Consider the following 15,129-nt stretch of genomic DNA (forward strand, 5'->3'; position numbering starts at 1 on the left):
CGAATTAAATTTAAAATGGCGCTCAGTGAGCGCCATTTTTGTTTGTGTTATTTAACTTACCTTAATTTTACTTAACAAGTAATAACTCGGTTTGTCGGCCATTTAAATACTGCACGCCGGCTTTATCAAAAATAGCATCTTCCTCTAGCATTATTCTTATTTCTTTATCCCACTGTTTAATAAACACAGCATTGTTAAGCTCAATTGAGTAAGCCGTATTTAAATGCAGCGGATAGTCACCATCTCCCGGTACACCTTGCTGAGAATCCCACATACCTAATGTAGTACCAGCAGCGTGGCCATGATAGCCAAGAGGATGCGTATAAATAGTGGGCTTTAAACCTTGGGCAATAGCTTTTTCGCGGGCGGTTTTTAATACCTGATTACCGGTTCTGCCTTCGCTAAATTCAGCGGTAAAAATGTCTTGCAGCTTATTACCCTTTTCAAGCGCATCAACTAGGTAAGCAGGGGCGTTTGTTTCGCCAGGTTTTAAAACATAAGCATGTTGTTGGGTATCGGTATTTAAGCGTAAGTACGTAATGCCAAAATCGACATGCAGTAAATCACCCGCTTGAATAACATTATCGGCGTAGCCATTGGTAAAGCTGTCTTCGTGGTCGAACGATTGGTTGTCGGCGCGTTGTATTGCAATACTTGGGTGAAACCATGTTTGCAGTTTTAGCTCTTTTACGCGCTCTCTAAACCACCACACTAAATCGTCGCTGGTTGTTTTACCAACCGTAATTGTTTTATCCGAAAACCCCTCTGCAATAATATGATGGGCAATAGCCACAATATGCTTATACATTTTAACTTCTTGGGGAATGCGTTGCTCTAACCACGCAACAGCAAGCGGCTCTGCCGATATTATTTTATTTTTATAAGCGCTGGGTAAGTTGGCCATTAAGGTATTGTAATCGCCCAGTACTAAGCCGTCAGCATGAGCCCAATCGGTAGACGTATTGAGTGCAATGTTACTTGGCTTGTAGCGTTCAATAATGTCATTTAATGCTTGCCATTGGTTTGGCTGTGCCTTTTTGTCCCACCCTTTTGTAAATACATTGCCTATTTTATACGGTGCAATAGCGTAGGCATCAACATTGCCTTGCTCATTTAAGGCAAAGAGTAAAATGGTGGTACGCCTTGCTGATAGCCAAGTTGCTGGCAGCATTGTTTTTAATATGGGGTCTTCGTTGTATTCGCGGCTAATAAGCAACCACATATCAATGTTGTGTTGCTTCATTAGGCTGGGCATTAATGTGTTTACCCTAAGCTCGGTTATGTTATCTATAAACGCAGCGCGTTCTTTCATCGATAAAATAGCAGGCACGCCATCGGCTTTAACAAAGGGGCTTAAAACAAGCGTAGTAAGTAAACTTACGCAAAGTAGGAGTTGTTTAGTAAAGTGCATAATTGTTTTATTTTTAGGCTAGTTAATTTATAACATGCCTGAAGAGCGACTATAAAAAAACAATTTGAGACAAACAGCACACAAAAAAGCCCAACTAACAAATTAGCCGTTTTTTTGTATATAGTGCTGTTACTTAATGATGCTGTAAATAAGCGCAAATACCGCCAATGCCAATATTAATAGGTAAAAATAAAATACCCGCACCAAAGGCCTTACAAACAGGCTTAAAGTCTACTGTGTATCGTGCAGGTTCCATTTAGAAGTGGTGTGTGCACCTGTTGTTGATGTATTTGAAAGCGTTGCATCTAAAGGTGTTGTCATGTGTGTGGCTGTTGATTACTTATAACAATAACCGCGCCGAAGGGGGGCGTTTTTAGTCCACTATTTCATGTTTTTAGCGCCTTGGAGCGGTAATTAGCTACACTAAAATAGCGGTGTAAAAGTAAACAAAGCCACTGAAATATAATTGGCAATCACTCACATGGTTTGCTATTGATAAATGTTCATAAAATGAGAGTATTGTTATATAAAAAACAGGGGAGTGTTCTTTGATAAAGTTGTTAGGTGCTTAGATATATTTTTAAAAAATATTTGCTGCTTCGATGTTGTGGTACCCGCTTTTTTTAATTCCGGCTGCTTTTGGTTTCACGCCATACCACTTTGTTAAAAGAGGTTCTTCAAAGCTAACAAAAATAAACTGGTCGACGATTATCATTCCTAGGATTATTTGGTTAACATTTATGGCGTTTTTTTACCGCTAAAAAGTCACTTGCAAACTTAATTGAACCAGTGATTTTAGGTGGCATCGTAAGTGTGCTTTTCATCGTTTAGGTATTGATAAACAAGTATTTTAATGTAGATGAGGTCATCGGCTTAACAACGGCGCTTGTTGTAAGTTGTGTATCAGTATTTTTGTTTTTTCTTGTTTCAGGACTGTCTGAGTGAAAAATCACCTAAAAAGTGCATTATAATGGGAGTTTTATTCCTTTAGAAAAAGTCCCTAAAATCTCCATATGCAATTAGCTAGGTGCCAACATGAAGAAAAATAAAAATAGCGGATATCCATATCTCAGCGAAGATCGACTCTCTTATATTTATAAATGTGTTAAGTGCAAAGCTCATATTAAAAAAGGGATTGTAGCTTGTTACAGGTGTGGGTATGAGTTCACGCGTATCGATGTTGATAAAATGATTAGAGAATATAAAGAAAACTATTCAAAAAACTGGCATGTTAAAATTTATTTTGTGCTATTTGTCGGGGCTATAATCATTCTACTGCTGGGTATAAATTAAATGGCACCTAAAAAATAACCTAAGCATGGCTGCGGCATTTACCTATATGCGTATTGAGCAACTTTAATATTAAAAGCTATCACTTGTTTTTGCTGACAACTAATAGCTAACCTCTCAACACTGCACTTACTCTTCAATCGAATTCACCACAAAATACGGATTAAAATATTTATCTTTAGAAAAGAGTAGGATCAGGTCTTTCTTTTTGACTTTTATTTAAGAAATAAAAAATCAAGAAAGCAAAAAAACAATGTCTTACCTATGATGTTACAACGGCATTTGTATGACTATGTGCAACAAGGGAATATATGGCAGATCAAGAAATAAGACGATTTATTAATGATATACAATCAAAGTTTCCAGATGTAATACCGTTAATGGATAAACACGAAGATTGGGCACTCACTTTTCGCATGGAAGAGTTCGCAAATTTAACAACGTCTGCATTCAACAAAAATAAAGAGGCTGACGCTCTAAAGTACTTGTCATACATGAGTCTAAAACTAGACTCTGCAACTCCTGCCGAACTTCATTACATAGATACCTATTACGTTGAGCACTTGTTTTGGGAAGCGACTCCCATCGGAATTGAAATGGGTTGGCCACTTGTTCCTGACAAACTTAAAAAGCTGTACTTAAATTTTCATGGCCAAGCGCCTCAAATACGTTGAGAGTAAGAGTAGGGCGTTCTTATTTGTTTTTATTTAAAAATCAAAATTTGCCTCCAAAAGTTGTTAAGTAGGAGTGATTGTTCTGAACTTCATAAGCGATTTTTATTAAACTCCGTTATACTTCTAAAAATTAAATATGCCAAATGAAGTAAATAGGCCGCTAACAGCAATGAGCACAGACATTCTTTTTCATACTATTTTTGCGCACGAAACCAGTCGAACATGGGTTGTATTTGTCCATGGCGCAGGGGGGAGTTCGGCAATTTGGTTTCGTCAGCTTAAAGCCTATAAAAAAGAATATAATGTATTGCTACTAGATCTTCGTGGTCACGGTAAATCAAATAACTTAGTACAAAATTTTGTTGATAATAATTATTCGTTTAATAATGTCTCTAAAGACATTATTGACGTGTTAGATCATAACAAAATCACCAGTGCGCACTTTGTTGGTATTTCATTGGGCACAATACTTATTCGCAATATTGCTGAAATTGCGCCGCAATATGTTTCTAGCATGGTGCTAGGTGGAGCGGTTACTCGTTTTAATACGCGCAGTAATACATTGGTTTACTTAGGCAATACCTTTAAACACTTCTTGCCTTATATGTGGCTGTATCGCTTATTTGCTTTTATTATGATGCCTAAAAAGCGCCATAAAGAGTCTCGACTTTTATTTGTTCGCGAAGCAAAGCGCTTGTGCCAAAAAGAGTTTATAAAATGGTTTAAATTAGCCATGGACGTAAACCCTTTAATGCAGTATTTCAAAGAAAAAGACATCGATATTCCCATTCTGTACATTATGGGCAAAGAAGATCATATGTTCCTTGGCCCTGTTAAAGAAATGGTTAAGCGCCATAAAAATAGCGTACTGCAAACTATTCACCATTGTGGCCATGTTTGTAATGTGGAACGCCCTGACTTATTCAATCAGCACTCGCTTGCGTTTATCGCCCAGCAAAATCGCTAAGGGTAAGAAAAAGAATAGAGTCAGATCTTTTCTCATTTCCATTTAAAAAATCACAAAATAAAGCCAGGTTTTATTTTGTTAAAATGGCATTTGTATGACTCAGTGCTGTAAGGAAAACTATGGCAAGGCAAGAAATAATATTATTTATTGATGAGATACGATCAAATTTTCCGGATGTTATCCCGCTAATGGATAAGCACGAAAGTTGGGAGCTTACTTTTCGCATGGAAGAGTTTGCAAACCTAACAACTTTTGCATTTAACGAAAATAAAGTCACCAACGCTATAAAGCATTTGCCATACATGAATCTAAAATTAGACTCTGCAAGTCCTACTGAACTTAAGTACATAGACGCCTATTACGTTGAACAATTATTTTGGAAAGCTACTCACATCGGAATTGAAATAGGTTGGCCACTCGTCCCTGATAAACTTAAAAAACTTTACTTAGATTTTCACGGCCGAAAGCCTAAAATACAGTGAAAAATAGGGGAAAGCCTCTATTCTAGTAATATTGACTTGAAGGTGCACAGAGCTAATATAGATGCTGAGGCAGCTGTTTCAGAGTCGTTAAATTGATGAGTTGATGTATAGCAAATTAATTGTTTTTCTTTCAAGATAAAACAAAAGGAATTTAATAAATGGCACTTTTATCGATTTCAGTAGGCGTTGCGTTTTTTGCAGTTGCTATTATTTGGTTTGGGTTTAGCGCTATATTCGGCCAAATGGAAAACTCAGGTTTTGCATATAGCTTTATATTGGGTATGTTCCCTGCGTTTATTGGCTTGGTTTTAATAGTGCCTAGTACGCTTTACCGAACTGTTTTTGTATTTGCCCAAAAGCCTGAGCAAACTTTAAAAGAGAAGGTTATTTTATCGCTTGGTTTGTTTATAACTTTGCTGTGCTTTAGTACGCTTATTAAGTTGATTTATACATAACAAATAACTTAAGCATTCCTAAGTATTTGCCTTTATTCTCACTGAGCAACTTTCATAGTTAAAGCTATCACTTGTCTTTTTAACAACCGATAGCTAACCACTTAAAACTGCCCTTACTCTTCTAACGCACTTACAATAAAATACGGATTTAAATACTCATCTTTGGTGTTATAAATAAGCGGGCTGCCATCAAGTTTAGTCACTTTAGCACCGGCTATTTCGGCGATGGCGTGGCCTGCTCCGGTATCCCATTCGCAAGTTGGGCCCAAGCGCGGATAAATGTCGGCGCTGCCCTCAGCCACTAAGCACAGTTTTAGTGAGCTGCCTTTAGACACCATTTCAACCTCGTCAAAGCGTTTTACAAATTCGGCTAAATCGGGTGATGGGGGCGAACGGCTGCCAACAACACGAATCAATCCTTTGTTAGGTTTAGTGGTAACTTTTAGCTCTATTCGCTCATCGCCTTTATCTCTAAATGCGCCAATGGCTTCGGCAGCTAAATACGATACACCAAGTGCGGGTGCATCAACTACGGCTAAAATAGGAATACCATTTTTAATTAGGGCGATGTTTACGGTAAATTCACCGTTCTTTTTAATAAATTCTTTAGTGCCGTCGATTGGGTCAACTAACCAGTAGCTTTTCCACGTTTGGCGGACATCCCAGCTTATGTCGGCGTTTTCTTCACTGAGAATTGGGATATCGGGTGTGAGCTGTTGAAGCCCTGCCACAATCAGTTTGTGAGCTGCTAAATCGGCGTCGGTTACTGGGCTTTCATCGGCTTTGTATTCAACGTTAAAATCTTTTTCGTAAATACCCATAATGGCTTGGCCTGCTTTGCGGGCAAGGATGAGGGTTTCTTCTAGCAATTCGGTTTGGTTCATGGGGTTAACCTATATTATGCTTTGATTTATATACGTTATCAGTTGAGTAAGCGATTGGTCTAGCTGGTTTTTCTTTTGATGAGTGGAATCACTATTTAGCTGTTTGATTAATCTGAACTTTGCTTAATTGGTTTATTATTCAAAGCTCAGATTAAAAGTGTTTTAGCGTATTTTTTATTAGGTACCGATTAGGTATTTGATACATCTGTTAGCGGCTGTGCAAAGCTGCTTGTTTGTTCGTTTTGCCCAAACCACGCTAGTTGCGAGTGCAGGGCGGCTACTTCACCAATAATGAGTAACGCAGGTGATATAATACTGTTGCGCTCAATTAAATCGGCAAGCTCTCCTAGTTGACCTGTTACTACACGCTGATTTTTACGTGTACCGTTTTCAATAATGGCAACAGGTGTGTCGGCTTTGCGACCATGTTTTAAAAGCTCGCTCTGTATGTGCGGCGATTTAATTACGCCCATGTAAATAGCAAGCGTTTGGTTTGCCTTAGCCAGTGATTGCCAATCAAGTTCTTGACCGTCTTTTTTACAGTGGCCGGTTACAAATTGAATAGCTTGTGCGTGGTCGCGATGCGTAAGCGGAATACCAGCATACGCGCTACAGCCAGCAGCAGCGGTAATACCTGGTACAATTTGATAATTTATATTATTAGCTGCTAATACTTGTACTTCTTCACCACCACGACCATAAATAAACGGATCACCGCCTTTAATGCGGCATACTTTTTTACCCTGTTTAGCAAGGTCGACCAGCATTTGGTTGGTATCGTCTTGAACAACACTATGATCACCCAAACGTTTGCCTACACAAATTAGGTCAGCATCGCGGCGTACAAGTTCCATTATTTCGTCAGACACTAAAAAGTCATAAACGACGACATCGGCTTGTTGCATAAGTTGCAGTGCTTTAAGTGTTAAAAGTTCTGGATCGCCAGGGCCCGCACCTACTACATATACTTCGCCTTCAGGTTCTGCTTTAGCATCTAACATTTGATCTAGTTGCTGCTGTGCGCCCTGTGTGTCGCCTGTTTGTACTTTACTTACAACCGATGAGTCAAAAACGCCTTCCCAAAATTGGCGGCGGTCTGAAAAATGTTTAAAGCGTTTTTTCACTTTGTTTCTAAACGCGCCTACTAGCGTAGCCAGTGGGCCTATATGTTGTGGGATTAGGGTTTCGAGCTTTTCACGTAAGCGGCGTGCCAATACCGGTGCGGTGCCTGCACTGGATATAGCAATCGTAATAGGGTCGCGGTCAACAATGGAGGGGAATATAAACGTACATTTAGGTTGGTCATCAACCACGTTTACAAACACATTACGCGCGTTGGCAAGTTCAAACACATTGTTGTTTACTTCATCGCGATCGGTTGCCGCAATAACCAGCATTTTACCATCGAGGTGCGATTCATCAAAGTAAGCATCAATAAGTGTTACTTCATTATTGTGTGCGTGTTCTTTTAATTCGTCACAAAACCAAGGTGCGACTAATGTAACGCTCGCTCTCGCTTTTAAAAACGCGCGACATTTGCGTAATGCGACCTCTCCACCGCCAACAACCAATACTGGTTTGTTGTCGAGTTTGGTAAAGATAGGTAAATACTGCACGTTTATAACACCCCTAAACAAATTCAAATAAAAAAACACGTTAAGCTAGCAAGCAGAATATAGCGGCTATCAATAAGTAAAAAATAATTAAAACCAAGTTAATATAACCAAAGGTTATAACTGCTGCTATTTTTAGACCTAAGGCTTATTTAATAAGGCTTTACACATAATTGCAAGTGAATAGTAAGCTTATAGTGTTTGGTTATGAGCTATAGCGAGTTTGGTTTAATTTGTTAATATGGAGACATATTCTATTTTGTACTTATACCAATTGCATTAAATTAGTGATCTATTATAGCGACGAGAAAATAGCTCAATAACAAGGCTAAAATTATGATACATAGTTGTTCTATATAAATAATTTTTAACGTAGTTAGTGAGTTATTTAATACGCTAAAATGATTATGTTTTTAATAAAATTGGTATTACATAAGTAACGGAGCTCTAATGACACAACACCAAAAAGATGCCGCATTAGCAGTCGCACTGATGGATTTAACAAGCTTAAACACCAGCGATACCACTAAAGATATTCAAGCGCTTGTTGATAGTATAAATCCCACGCTGGGCACGCCTGCCGCTGTATGTGTTTATAGCGACTTTGTTGATGATGCAAAAATAGCACTCGCAGCGCGTGAGCTTAACCACGTAAAAGTTGCCACGGTTACTAACTTCCCGTCAGGGGATGCACCACTGAGTGATGTAATTAACGAAACGCTCATTGCCATAGAGCGCGGCGCTGATGAGATTGACCTTGTTATCCCTTATAAAAAGCTAATAGCGGGCGATGCTCAAACGGTACTTAACTATGTAAGTGAAAGTAAAAAAGCATGTGGGTCGCGCGCGCAACTAAAAGTAATAATAGAAAGCGGTGAGCTAAAAACTGACGCACTCATAACACAGGCTACTCAATTGGCAATTGAAGGCGGTGCTGATTTTGTAAAAACCAGTACAGGTAAGGTGGCTATTAATGCGACCCTTGAATCAACAAAAATTATACTCAGTGCAATTAAAAGTACTGGTAAGCATGTTGGCTTTAAAGCTGCCGGTGGTGTTAAAACAGTGGCTGATGCCAGTGATTATTTGGCGCTTGCACGCGCGCTAATGGGTGATGATTATTTGCGATCAAATACGTTTAGGTTTGGCGCTTCAAGCTTGTTAAGTGACGTTTATACAATATTAAAAAGTAATTAAAGGAAAGATGATGAGAGCAAGAAACTCCGGCACACAAACATTGTTTAATAACCTATTTAAAGGTGCATTGGTTGTAGGAGTCGTTGGTTTTGGATTAACTGCATGTACTAACCCAAGCACACCTGCAGGTGAAGAAGGCTACGTATTCGAAAAGCCGCGTGTATTTGGTGAAGGTGGTTATCAAGGAACAATGAAAGGCCCATCTAATTACGGTATGTCGTTACTGCGAAATGAGGTGGTAAACATCGATATGCGACCTAATACATATACCGAAACATTTAGAATCTTAGCGAATGATGATTTAAATATTAAATTTGATTTTCATGCTGTTATTGCTATTGAGAGTGGCTCTGTTAAAACTGTGGTAGAGCAGTACGGCGCCGAAAATTGGTATAAACGGTTTGTACGTGAAACTTTTAGAACGTATGTGCGCGATACAGTACAAAAATACGATAGTGGCGAGCTTAAAACAAATCGTGAGAAAATTGCGAAAGAAGTGACTCTGCGCCTGCAAAGTTATTTATCGACAACGCCGTTTAAACTTGCAAATGTTGTCGTAGGCAACATTAATTACCCCGATATTGTTGCTAATGCAGTTGAGAAAAAATTAGCGGCTCAGCAGTTATTATCGGAAAAAGAAACACAAAAAGAGATTGCCAAAAAAGACGCTGAAATTAGGGTGGAAGAAGCCAAAGGGATTGCTCAAGCTCAGAAGATTATTAACGCAACACTAACAGCTAATTACATTCAACATGAAGCTATTAATGCACAAATAAAAATGGCTGAGTCACCTAATCATACAACTGTTTATATTCCTGTGGGTAATAATGGCGTGCCACTCGTTAAAGGGGCTAATTAAGGTTATGAACTTGGGTAGGTTAACTTATTGCTACCCAAGTTACTGTTATTAAAATGCTTTAAACATACTACCTAGGCTATCAAGGCCGGATTTATTGCTTTTAGCTATACACTCAGAATCATCTAAAGATTTCTTAGTGGCAGCATCAGCAAGCCCTGTTACTTCGAGTTTACTTTCTTGTTGATATTCTCGAAGCGCGATGACTGTTTTTCGGTCGTATTCCACGTCTTGCGTTTCAAATTCTTCGTAGTTAGGTTGGTTTCTCAGATAACCTAAACACACTAAGTTTAGGCGCGACATTGCTAAATCCATTTTTTCATAATGTGGCATTCTATGAGTGGGTACATCAACTGTTACAGCGGGTTTTTTTACTACTTTTGCTTGTACAGCAGCCGGTGGCGGCGCAGTGTAACCAGATGCTAAAGTGTTGTTACTGTTATAGCGATAGTAAGTATCTGGAATTTTAGTTTCTAAAAACTCAACTGCTTTAATAATTACTTCACGAAGGGCTTTTTCTTTAGGGGTATCAGACCATCCACTAATATTACCGCCAACAAGAGCGCCACCAAAGTTGGTGGCGGCTCCTGTAAAGTCAAAATCTTTACTGCCCCCTTCAACACTTGTTGCAGCTAAAATACGTGATGTGCGTGTATCTATAAGGCGTAGATCAATTGCCATGTGAGAGCCTGAAAAGCCAGCGGATACAGAGCTAAATACATCACCTATAAAGCCGCCACTGCCAACACTTGCACCAGAGCTATCGTCATCAAATTCAGTTACCGCTGCAATAACGACTATTTCAGCACCTTCAATCTCACCATAAGCGGCACCCGATGATGCACTAACGCGACCTGAGGCTGCTAGGTCTTGTTCTGATAAAACAGCATCAAGAGCTTGGCGCTCTAAAACAATAAAGCGATTTGTTGATACTAGAGCGGTAGTTAATTGATCAGCCATACCGTCGCCTATTTCTTTACGCCACCATTTTGAGTTGTTTGACTTGTCGGTAAAGCGTGCAACAGCAATTCTGGCTTTAGGACCATTATATTGCTCTTGTGCAGCTGCATTTATATCTGGTGAGTTTTGACCCGATGTAACATTGGTAGAGGTACTTTGACAAGCGCTCAGAGTGGTCGTTAATAGTGCAGTTAATAATAGTTTTTGTGGTGCTTTTAACATATGACTGTCCTTAACTAATATGCTTAAGGGAAAAGAAGTGCATTTCCTTTAATGTTTAAATTCATGTTAATTTAGTTAAATCAGTAAGTTAATGATAGTACTGGTGCGAAATGTTTAGTCACACAGGCGAAATTTATCAGGATTGTTCACGAAACTGTTTTGGGGACATATTATATTTTGCTTTAAAGCATCGGGCAAAGTAGCTTTGTGAATTAAAACCAACTTGCTGAGCTATTAAACCAATTGCAAGGTCACTATTTTTTAAAAGCTCTAGTGCAAACTCTAAGCGAATATTTCGAATGTAATCGCTTGGTGTTAGGTTGTACAAGGCTTTCATTTTTAATTGTAAAGCGCGAGGGCTAAGGTAGAGCGCTGCTGCAAATTCTTCTACGCTAAATGCTTCGTCTTGGTAATGCTCTTTTACTGTCGTTTTTACACGCTCGGTAAATACATAATCTTTACTTTGCGCCATTTGTGGGTCGAGCTGGGTTGTTTGTGATAAAGCAGGTAGTTGTTGTTTTAAATGTTGATTAAGTACTTCTCTAATCGTTAATAACCCTTGAACGCGGCTGAGTAACAGCTGCGGCTCAAAAGGTTTACTCAAATAGTCATCAGCCAGTAAGTCTAGGCCCTTTAATTTACTATGCGTATCTGCCTTTGCTGAAAGTAATAACACCGGAATATGGCTAATAGCCGTGTCGCTGCGCAGGGCTTTAATAAACTGATAGCCATCCATGACGGGCATCATTACATCACTTATTACTAGGTTGGGCATTTCACTTTTACATAAAGCCAGACCTAGCTCACCATTAATAGCGCTAATACACTCATAGTCATCAATAAAAATTGAGGTAAGTAAGTCACGCATTTCATCGTTATCTTCAATAATAAGAATTTTATTGCTTTTTACTGCACATAAATCATTGCTTTTAGATACAGCAAGAGCAGTAAGGTTAGAGGTTTCGTCTATTTGAGTTATTGGGAGTGAAACCGTAAAACAACTTCCTTTGTTAAGTTCACTTTTGAGTGAGATTGTTCCACCGTATTGTTCGGTTAATTGTTTTACTAGCGCTAAGCCAATACCACTACCATTTTGATTACCCGTATCTATGCGTGTAAATCGTTGAAAAACGGTCTCAAGGTGCTCTTTATCTATGCCAACACCAGTATCTGAGACTGTGATGATTAATGTTTGTTTTTGAGTTAACAGCTGAAGTAACACTTTGCCACTGTTTGGGGTGTATTTTTGGGCGTTACTTAATAAGTTACTGATAATAGAAATTGTATGATTTAGCTCTAATTTAATGTGAATAGTTTTTTGCGTTAAATCTTCAAATTTAAATGTAATATTTTTTTGCTCAAATAAAGGGGTAAAATCCTCAATTAATTGTTTAACTACCGGCTTTATAGCATAGGGTGTTACGTATTTCACTGCAGTACTTGGGCGCTGGCTGAGCTGTAAAAGTTGGTTTATTTGATCCAATAGCTTATAGCTATTACGTTGAATCATCGCTAGTTTTTGTTGGGTGTCTGAATCCTTATGGCTTTTTTGTAAACTCTCAAGTGGCGCTAATATTAAACTCAATGGCGTTTTAAGTTCATGGCTAACATTATCTAATAGTTGGGTTTTTAAGTTGCTAAGCTCTTTTTCTTTTAAGTTTGCTTGCTCTGCAACGTTAGCTCTATACCTTGCTGTTACAATTGACCACATTATAAATAATACGATAATAATGTAAGTGACATAGGCAACATTGTTTTTCCACCAAGGAGGGGTAACCGTAAACGCGACCATTGCTTTATCATCACTCCATTGGCTGTGTGGACCTTTAACTTTGACGATAAAGTGATAGCTTCCAGCCGGAAGTTGAGAATAGCTAACTTGCCTCTGGTTTTTGTTTGCGTACAAAAATTGTTTATCTAAACCTGCTAATTTATAGGCATACTGGTATTGCGAGGGTGGCTCTGCACTATTTAAGGCCGAGAACTTAAAACCGATAACACCATCTTGTTCTTTAAAAAAGAGTTTGTTTGTGTAGCTTATAAGTTTAGGTGCTTGAGTATTATTTTTTATATATTTTTGCGTTATTACAGGTTGGTTATAAATAAGTAAATCTGTAATGACGGGCTCGGGAGCGTGAGTTGATAGGGTTAGTTTTAATGGATTAAACTGGTTAAAGCCATTAATACCACCAAAAAATAGCTCGCCGTCACCTGCTTGAAAAGCTGCACCTAAAATAAATGAATTATGCTGTATGCCGTTTTCGGGTAAAAAATGCTGCATTTGCTGGGTTTGAGGGGCGTAACGGGTTAGGCCTTGGTTGGTACTTAGCCACAAGTAACCGCTGCTATCTTGTTTAATTGCAAAAATATTATCATTAAGCAAACCATCAAACTCTGTAATGTTTATAACTTTGTTAGTTTTTATATTTAATTTGTTTAGCCCGCCAAAAGTACCTACCCATAAAGTGTTTTTATCTTGTAAATGCAAGGATGTAACCATGTCATGCGTTAAACTGTTAGGCTTTTTAAGATCGCTTTGGTAATGAGTAAATGTTTCATCGTGTAAAGAAAGTTTATTTAACCCTGCGCGGGTTCCAGCCCATATAGCGTTGTTGTCGCTGTCATAAGTAATACTAAAAACAGTATTATTTGAAATGCTATTTTTATCTGCGGTGTATTTAAAATTTGTAGCCTGTAAAGTATCGGGATTAAATCGCGTTAATCCTTCATTGCTACCGAGCCATAAATTGCCCGTATTATCACCTGTAATTGCGTAAACACGATCACTACTGAGTTTGTGGCTTTGCACAGTAAAAGCCGAAAAATCATCATTAACTGGGTTATAAAGCAGTAAACCACCTCCATATGTGCCTATCCATATGCGCTTATTAGCATCTTCATAAAGACTAAATATATTGTTATTAGTTAAACCTGCATTATTATTTTCATCTACTTTATAATGCTTGAAGCCACTGTTAGTTTTTTTGCTAAGCCCGTCGCGCGTACCCACCCAAAGTAAGTTGTTACTGTCTTTGAGTATTGCTCTTACAAAGTCATTCGAAATAGAATCCGGGTTATTACTTTGATGCTTTTGGTGACCAAACTGAGTTTGCCTTTTATCATAGCGATGTAACCCATAGCCGTCTGTACCAATCCAAATAATGCCTTGAGGGTCTTGGTAAAGTGACAATAGGTGGTCGTTAGCTAAGCCATGTTTTAAATCTGAAGAGTGAGTAAGTTGTTGGAAATCTGTAGTAAATAAGGCTTTATTAGCTTGGTAATAAAGTCCATTGCCATAGGTACTTAACCATAAGTTCTTTTCGTCATCAAAAAGTATATCGGTTATCCACACGTTTTTGAGTTGTTCAAAGTGATGAAACTCTAATGTAATTGAGTTAAACAAACTCAGCCCTGATTTACTGCCAATAATAAATTGCCCGCTAGGTGCTTTTTTTAATTGCCAGAGTTGCTTTGGACTATTAGGTATATGTTTGAACTGATTTGTTTGTGTATTGAATTTAATAAGCCCGATGCTGCTGGCTAGCCAAAGATTTTTTTGATCATCAAAAAGCATATCTTTAAAAACAACATTTAAGTGATTCGTGCCCTGATAAGAAAATAATTCGGTAGTACCTGCGTATGTATCTAAACGAGTAAGTTGGCCTTTATCGTGACCAATCCAAATGATATGAGGGAAGTTAGAAGCAATTGACTCAATACTTTTGTTTGTTATAGCAGGGAAGGAATATTGGTTAAAAATACGGAAATTTCCTGTTTCAGTATTTAATAAGTTGAGTCCACTAGTTGTCGTAGCAAACCACATTTGATTATCTACAGTGTTTAAGCAATCTGTGATCCAGTCACCTGAAATGCTTGGTTGTGAAGGGTTGAATTTATAACGTTTAAACTCGTAGCCATCAAACCGGTTTAAACCCCCTTGTGTAGCAAACCAATGAAATCCTTTGTCATCAGTTGCACTGCAGGTAATTGAATTTTGTGATAAGCCTTGTTCATTTGTATAGGTATCTAAGTACAATGGCAGGGCAGAAGAACTGATATGAAATAATAATAAAAAGCTAATAATTTTATATTTGATGACTGTTTTTATTGCTTTCACA

12 protein-coding genes and 1 pseudogene are annotated in these 15,129 nt (G+C 38.2%); 7 read left to right on the plus strand and 6 right to left on the minus strand.

The genetic code is table 11. The annotated features are described in order from the left end of the window. Window positions 1–67 precede the first annotated feature (67 nt). Window positions 68–1,411 carry a M24 family metallopeptidase gene (locus tag P20652_RS16390; RefSeq protein WP_008165481.1) on the minus strand — a complete coding sequence of 448 codons (1,344 nt, stop codon included), beginning with the start codon at window positions 1,409–1,411 and terminating at the stop codon, window positions 68–70. 160 nt (window positions 1,412–1,571) lie between these two features. Then, a pseudogene (locus P20652_RS21405) lies at window positions 1,572–1,732 on the minus strand (HAAAP family serine/threonine permease); the annotation flags it as partial. Between the two features lie 714 nt (window positions 1,733–2,446). Between P20652_RS21405 and P20652_RS17155 the strand changes: the two are divergent. The 5 genes from P20652_RS17155 to P20652_RS16370 all read left to right on the plus strand — a co-directional run bounded on the left by P20652_RS17155 (window position 2,447) and on the right by P20652_RS16370 (window position 5,279). Next, window positions 2,447–2,704, plus strand: coding sequence for a hypothetical protein (locus P20652_RS17155; RefSeq protein WP_033016896.1), 258 nt, complete (start codon window positions 2,447–2,449; stop codon window positions 2,702–2,704). 308 nt (window positions 2,705–3,012) lie between these two features. Next, window positions 3,013–3,375 (plus strand): hypothetical protein, encoded by a 363-nt coding sequence (locus P20652_RS16385; protein WP_008165485.1) that lies wholly within the window; start codon window positions 3,013–3,015, stop codon window positions 3,373–3,375. A 169-nt stretch (window positions 3,376–3,544) separates the two neighbouring features. Beyond that, a complete protein-coding gene (locus P20652_RS16380) occupies window positions 3,545–4,342 on the plus strand; it encodes an alpha/beta fold hydrolase (RefSeq protein ID WP_033016898.1) in 798 nt (265 codons plus the stop codon). Between the two features lie 119 nt (window positions 4,343–4,461). Beyond that, window positions 4,462–4,824: a hypothetical protein gene (locus P20652_RS16375; RefSeq protein ID WP_008165488.1), complete on the plus strand. Its 363-nt coding sequence runs from the start codon at window positions 4,462–4,464 to the stop codon at window positions 4,822–4,824. Window positions 4,825–4,982: 158 nt separating this feature from the next. Continuing rightward, window positions 4,983–5,279 carry a hypothetical protein gene (locus tag P20652_RS16370; protein ID WP_008165490.1) on the plus strand — a complete coding sequence of 99 codons (297 nt, stop codon included), beginning with the start codon at window positions 4,983–4,985 and terminating at the stop codon, window positions 5,277–5,279. Window positions 5,280–5,392: 113 nt separating this feature from the next. Here the strand turns inward: P20652_RS16370 and cysQ are convergent, their stop codons facing one another. Continuing rightward, window positions 5,393–6,163: a 3'(2'),5'-bisphosphate nucleotidase CysQ gene (gene cysQ / locus P20652_RS16365; RefSeq protein ID WP_008165492.1), complete on the minus strand. Its 771-nt coding sequence runs from the start codon at window positions 6,161–6,163 to the stop codon at window positions 5,393–5,395. A gap of 188 nt (window positions 6,164–6,351) precedes the next feature. Beyond that, window positions 6,352–7,779 (minus strand): siroheme synthase CysG, encoded by a 1,428-nt coding sequence (gene cysG / locus P20652_RS16360; protein WP_008165494.1) that lies wholly within the window; start codon window positions 7,777–7,779, stop codon window positions 6,352–6,354. A 447-nt stretch (window positions 7,780–8,226) separates the two neighbouring features. On the opposite strand from cysG, the gene deoC reads away from it, so the two are divergent. Continuing rightward, window positions 8,227–8,973 carry a deoxyribose-phosphate aldolase gene (deoC, locus tag P20652_RS16355; RefSeq protein WP_008165495.1) on the plus strand — a complete coding sequence of 249 codons (747 nt, stop codon included), beginning with the start codon at window positions 8,227–8,229 and terminating at the stop codon, window positions 8,971–8,973. A 10-nt stretch (window positions 8,974–8,983) separates the two neighbouring features. Continuing rightward, entirely contained in the window at window positions 8,984–9,832 is an 849-nt protein-coding gene (locus tag P20652_RS16350) for an SPFH domain-containing protein (RefSeq protein WP_007580116.1), read from the plus strand. 48 nt (window positions 9,833–9,880) lie between these two features. On the opposite strand, the gene P20652_RS16345 is transcribed toward P20652_RS16350, so the two are convergent. Further along, on the minus strand, window positions 9,881–11,011 hold the full coding sequence (locus P20652_RS16345; protein ID WP_008165498.1) for a CsgG/HfaB family protein: 1,131 nt from the start codon (window positions 11,009–11,011) through the stop codon (window positions 9,881–9,883). A 136-nt stretch (window positions 11,012–11,147) separates the two neighbouring features. Then, window positions 11,148–15,128: a two-component regulator propeller domain-containing protein gene (locus P20652_RS16340; protein ID WP_008165501.1), complete on the minus strand. Its 3,981-nt coding sequence runs from the start codon at window positions 15,126–15,128 to the stop codon at window positions 11,148–11,150. Window position 15,129: the final 1 nt, after the last annotated feature.

Origin of the sequence: Pseudoalteromonas sp. BSi20652 (assembly GCF_000239855.1) — a bacterium.
Lineage (GTDB): Bacteria > Pseudomonadota > Gammaproteobacteria > Enterobacterales > Alteromonadaceae > Pseudoalteromonas.

What these genes read in the sequence shown, in the direction of transcription:
- P20652_RS16390 (WP_008165481.1), bottom strand. Translation starts at nt 1,411, where the DNA reads ATGCACTTTACTAAACAACTCCTACTTTGCGTAAGTTTACTTACTACG.
- P20652_RS17155 (WP_033016896.1), top strand. Translation starts at nt 2,447, where the DNA reads ATGAAGAAAAATAAAAATAGCGGATATCCATATCTCAGCGAAGATCGA.
- P20652_RS16385 (WP_008165485.1), top strand. Translation starts at nt 3,013, where the DNA reads ATGGCAGATCAAGAAATAAGACGATTTATTAATGATATACAATCAAAG.
- P20652_RS16380 (WP_033016898.1), top strand. Translation starts at nt 3,545, where the DNA reads ATGAGCACAGACATTCTTTTTCATACTATTTTTGCGCACGAAACCAGT.
- P20652_RS16375 (WP_008165488.1), top strand. Translation starts at nt 4,462, where the DNA reads ATGGCAAGGCAAGAAATAATATTATTTATTGATGAGATACGATCAAAT.
- P20652_RS16370 (WP_008165490.1), top strand. Translation starts at nt 4,983, where the DNA reads ATGGCACTTTTATCGATTTCAGTAGGCGTTGCGTTTTTTGCAGTTGCT.
- cysQ (WP_008165492.1), bottom strand. Translation starts at nt 6,163, where the DNA reads ATGAACCAAACCGAATTGCTAGAAGAAACCCTCATCCTTGCCCGCAAA.
- deoC (WP_008165495.1), top strand. Translation starts at nt 8,227, where the DNA reads ATGACACAACACCAAAAAGATGCCGCATTAGCAGTCGCACTGATGGAT.
- P20652_RS16350 (WP_007580116.1), top strand. Translation starts at nt 8,984, where the DNA reads ATGAGAGCAAGAAACTCCGGCACACAAACATTGTTTAATAACCTATTT.
- P20652_RS16345 (WP_008165498.1), bottom strand. Translation starts at nt 11,011, where the DNA reads ATGTTAAAAGCACCACAAAAACTATTATTAACTGCACTATTAACGACC.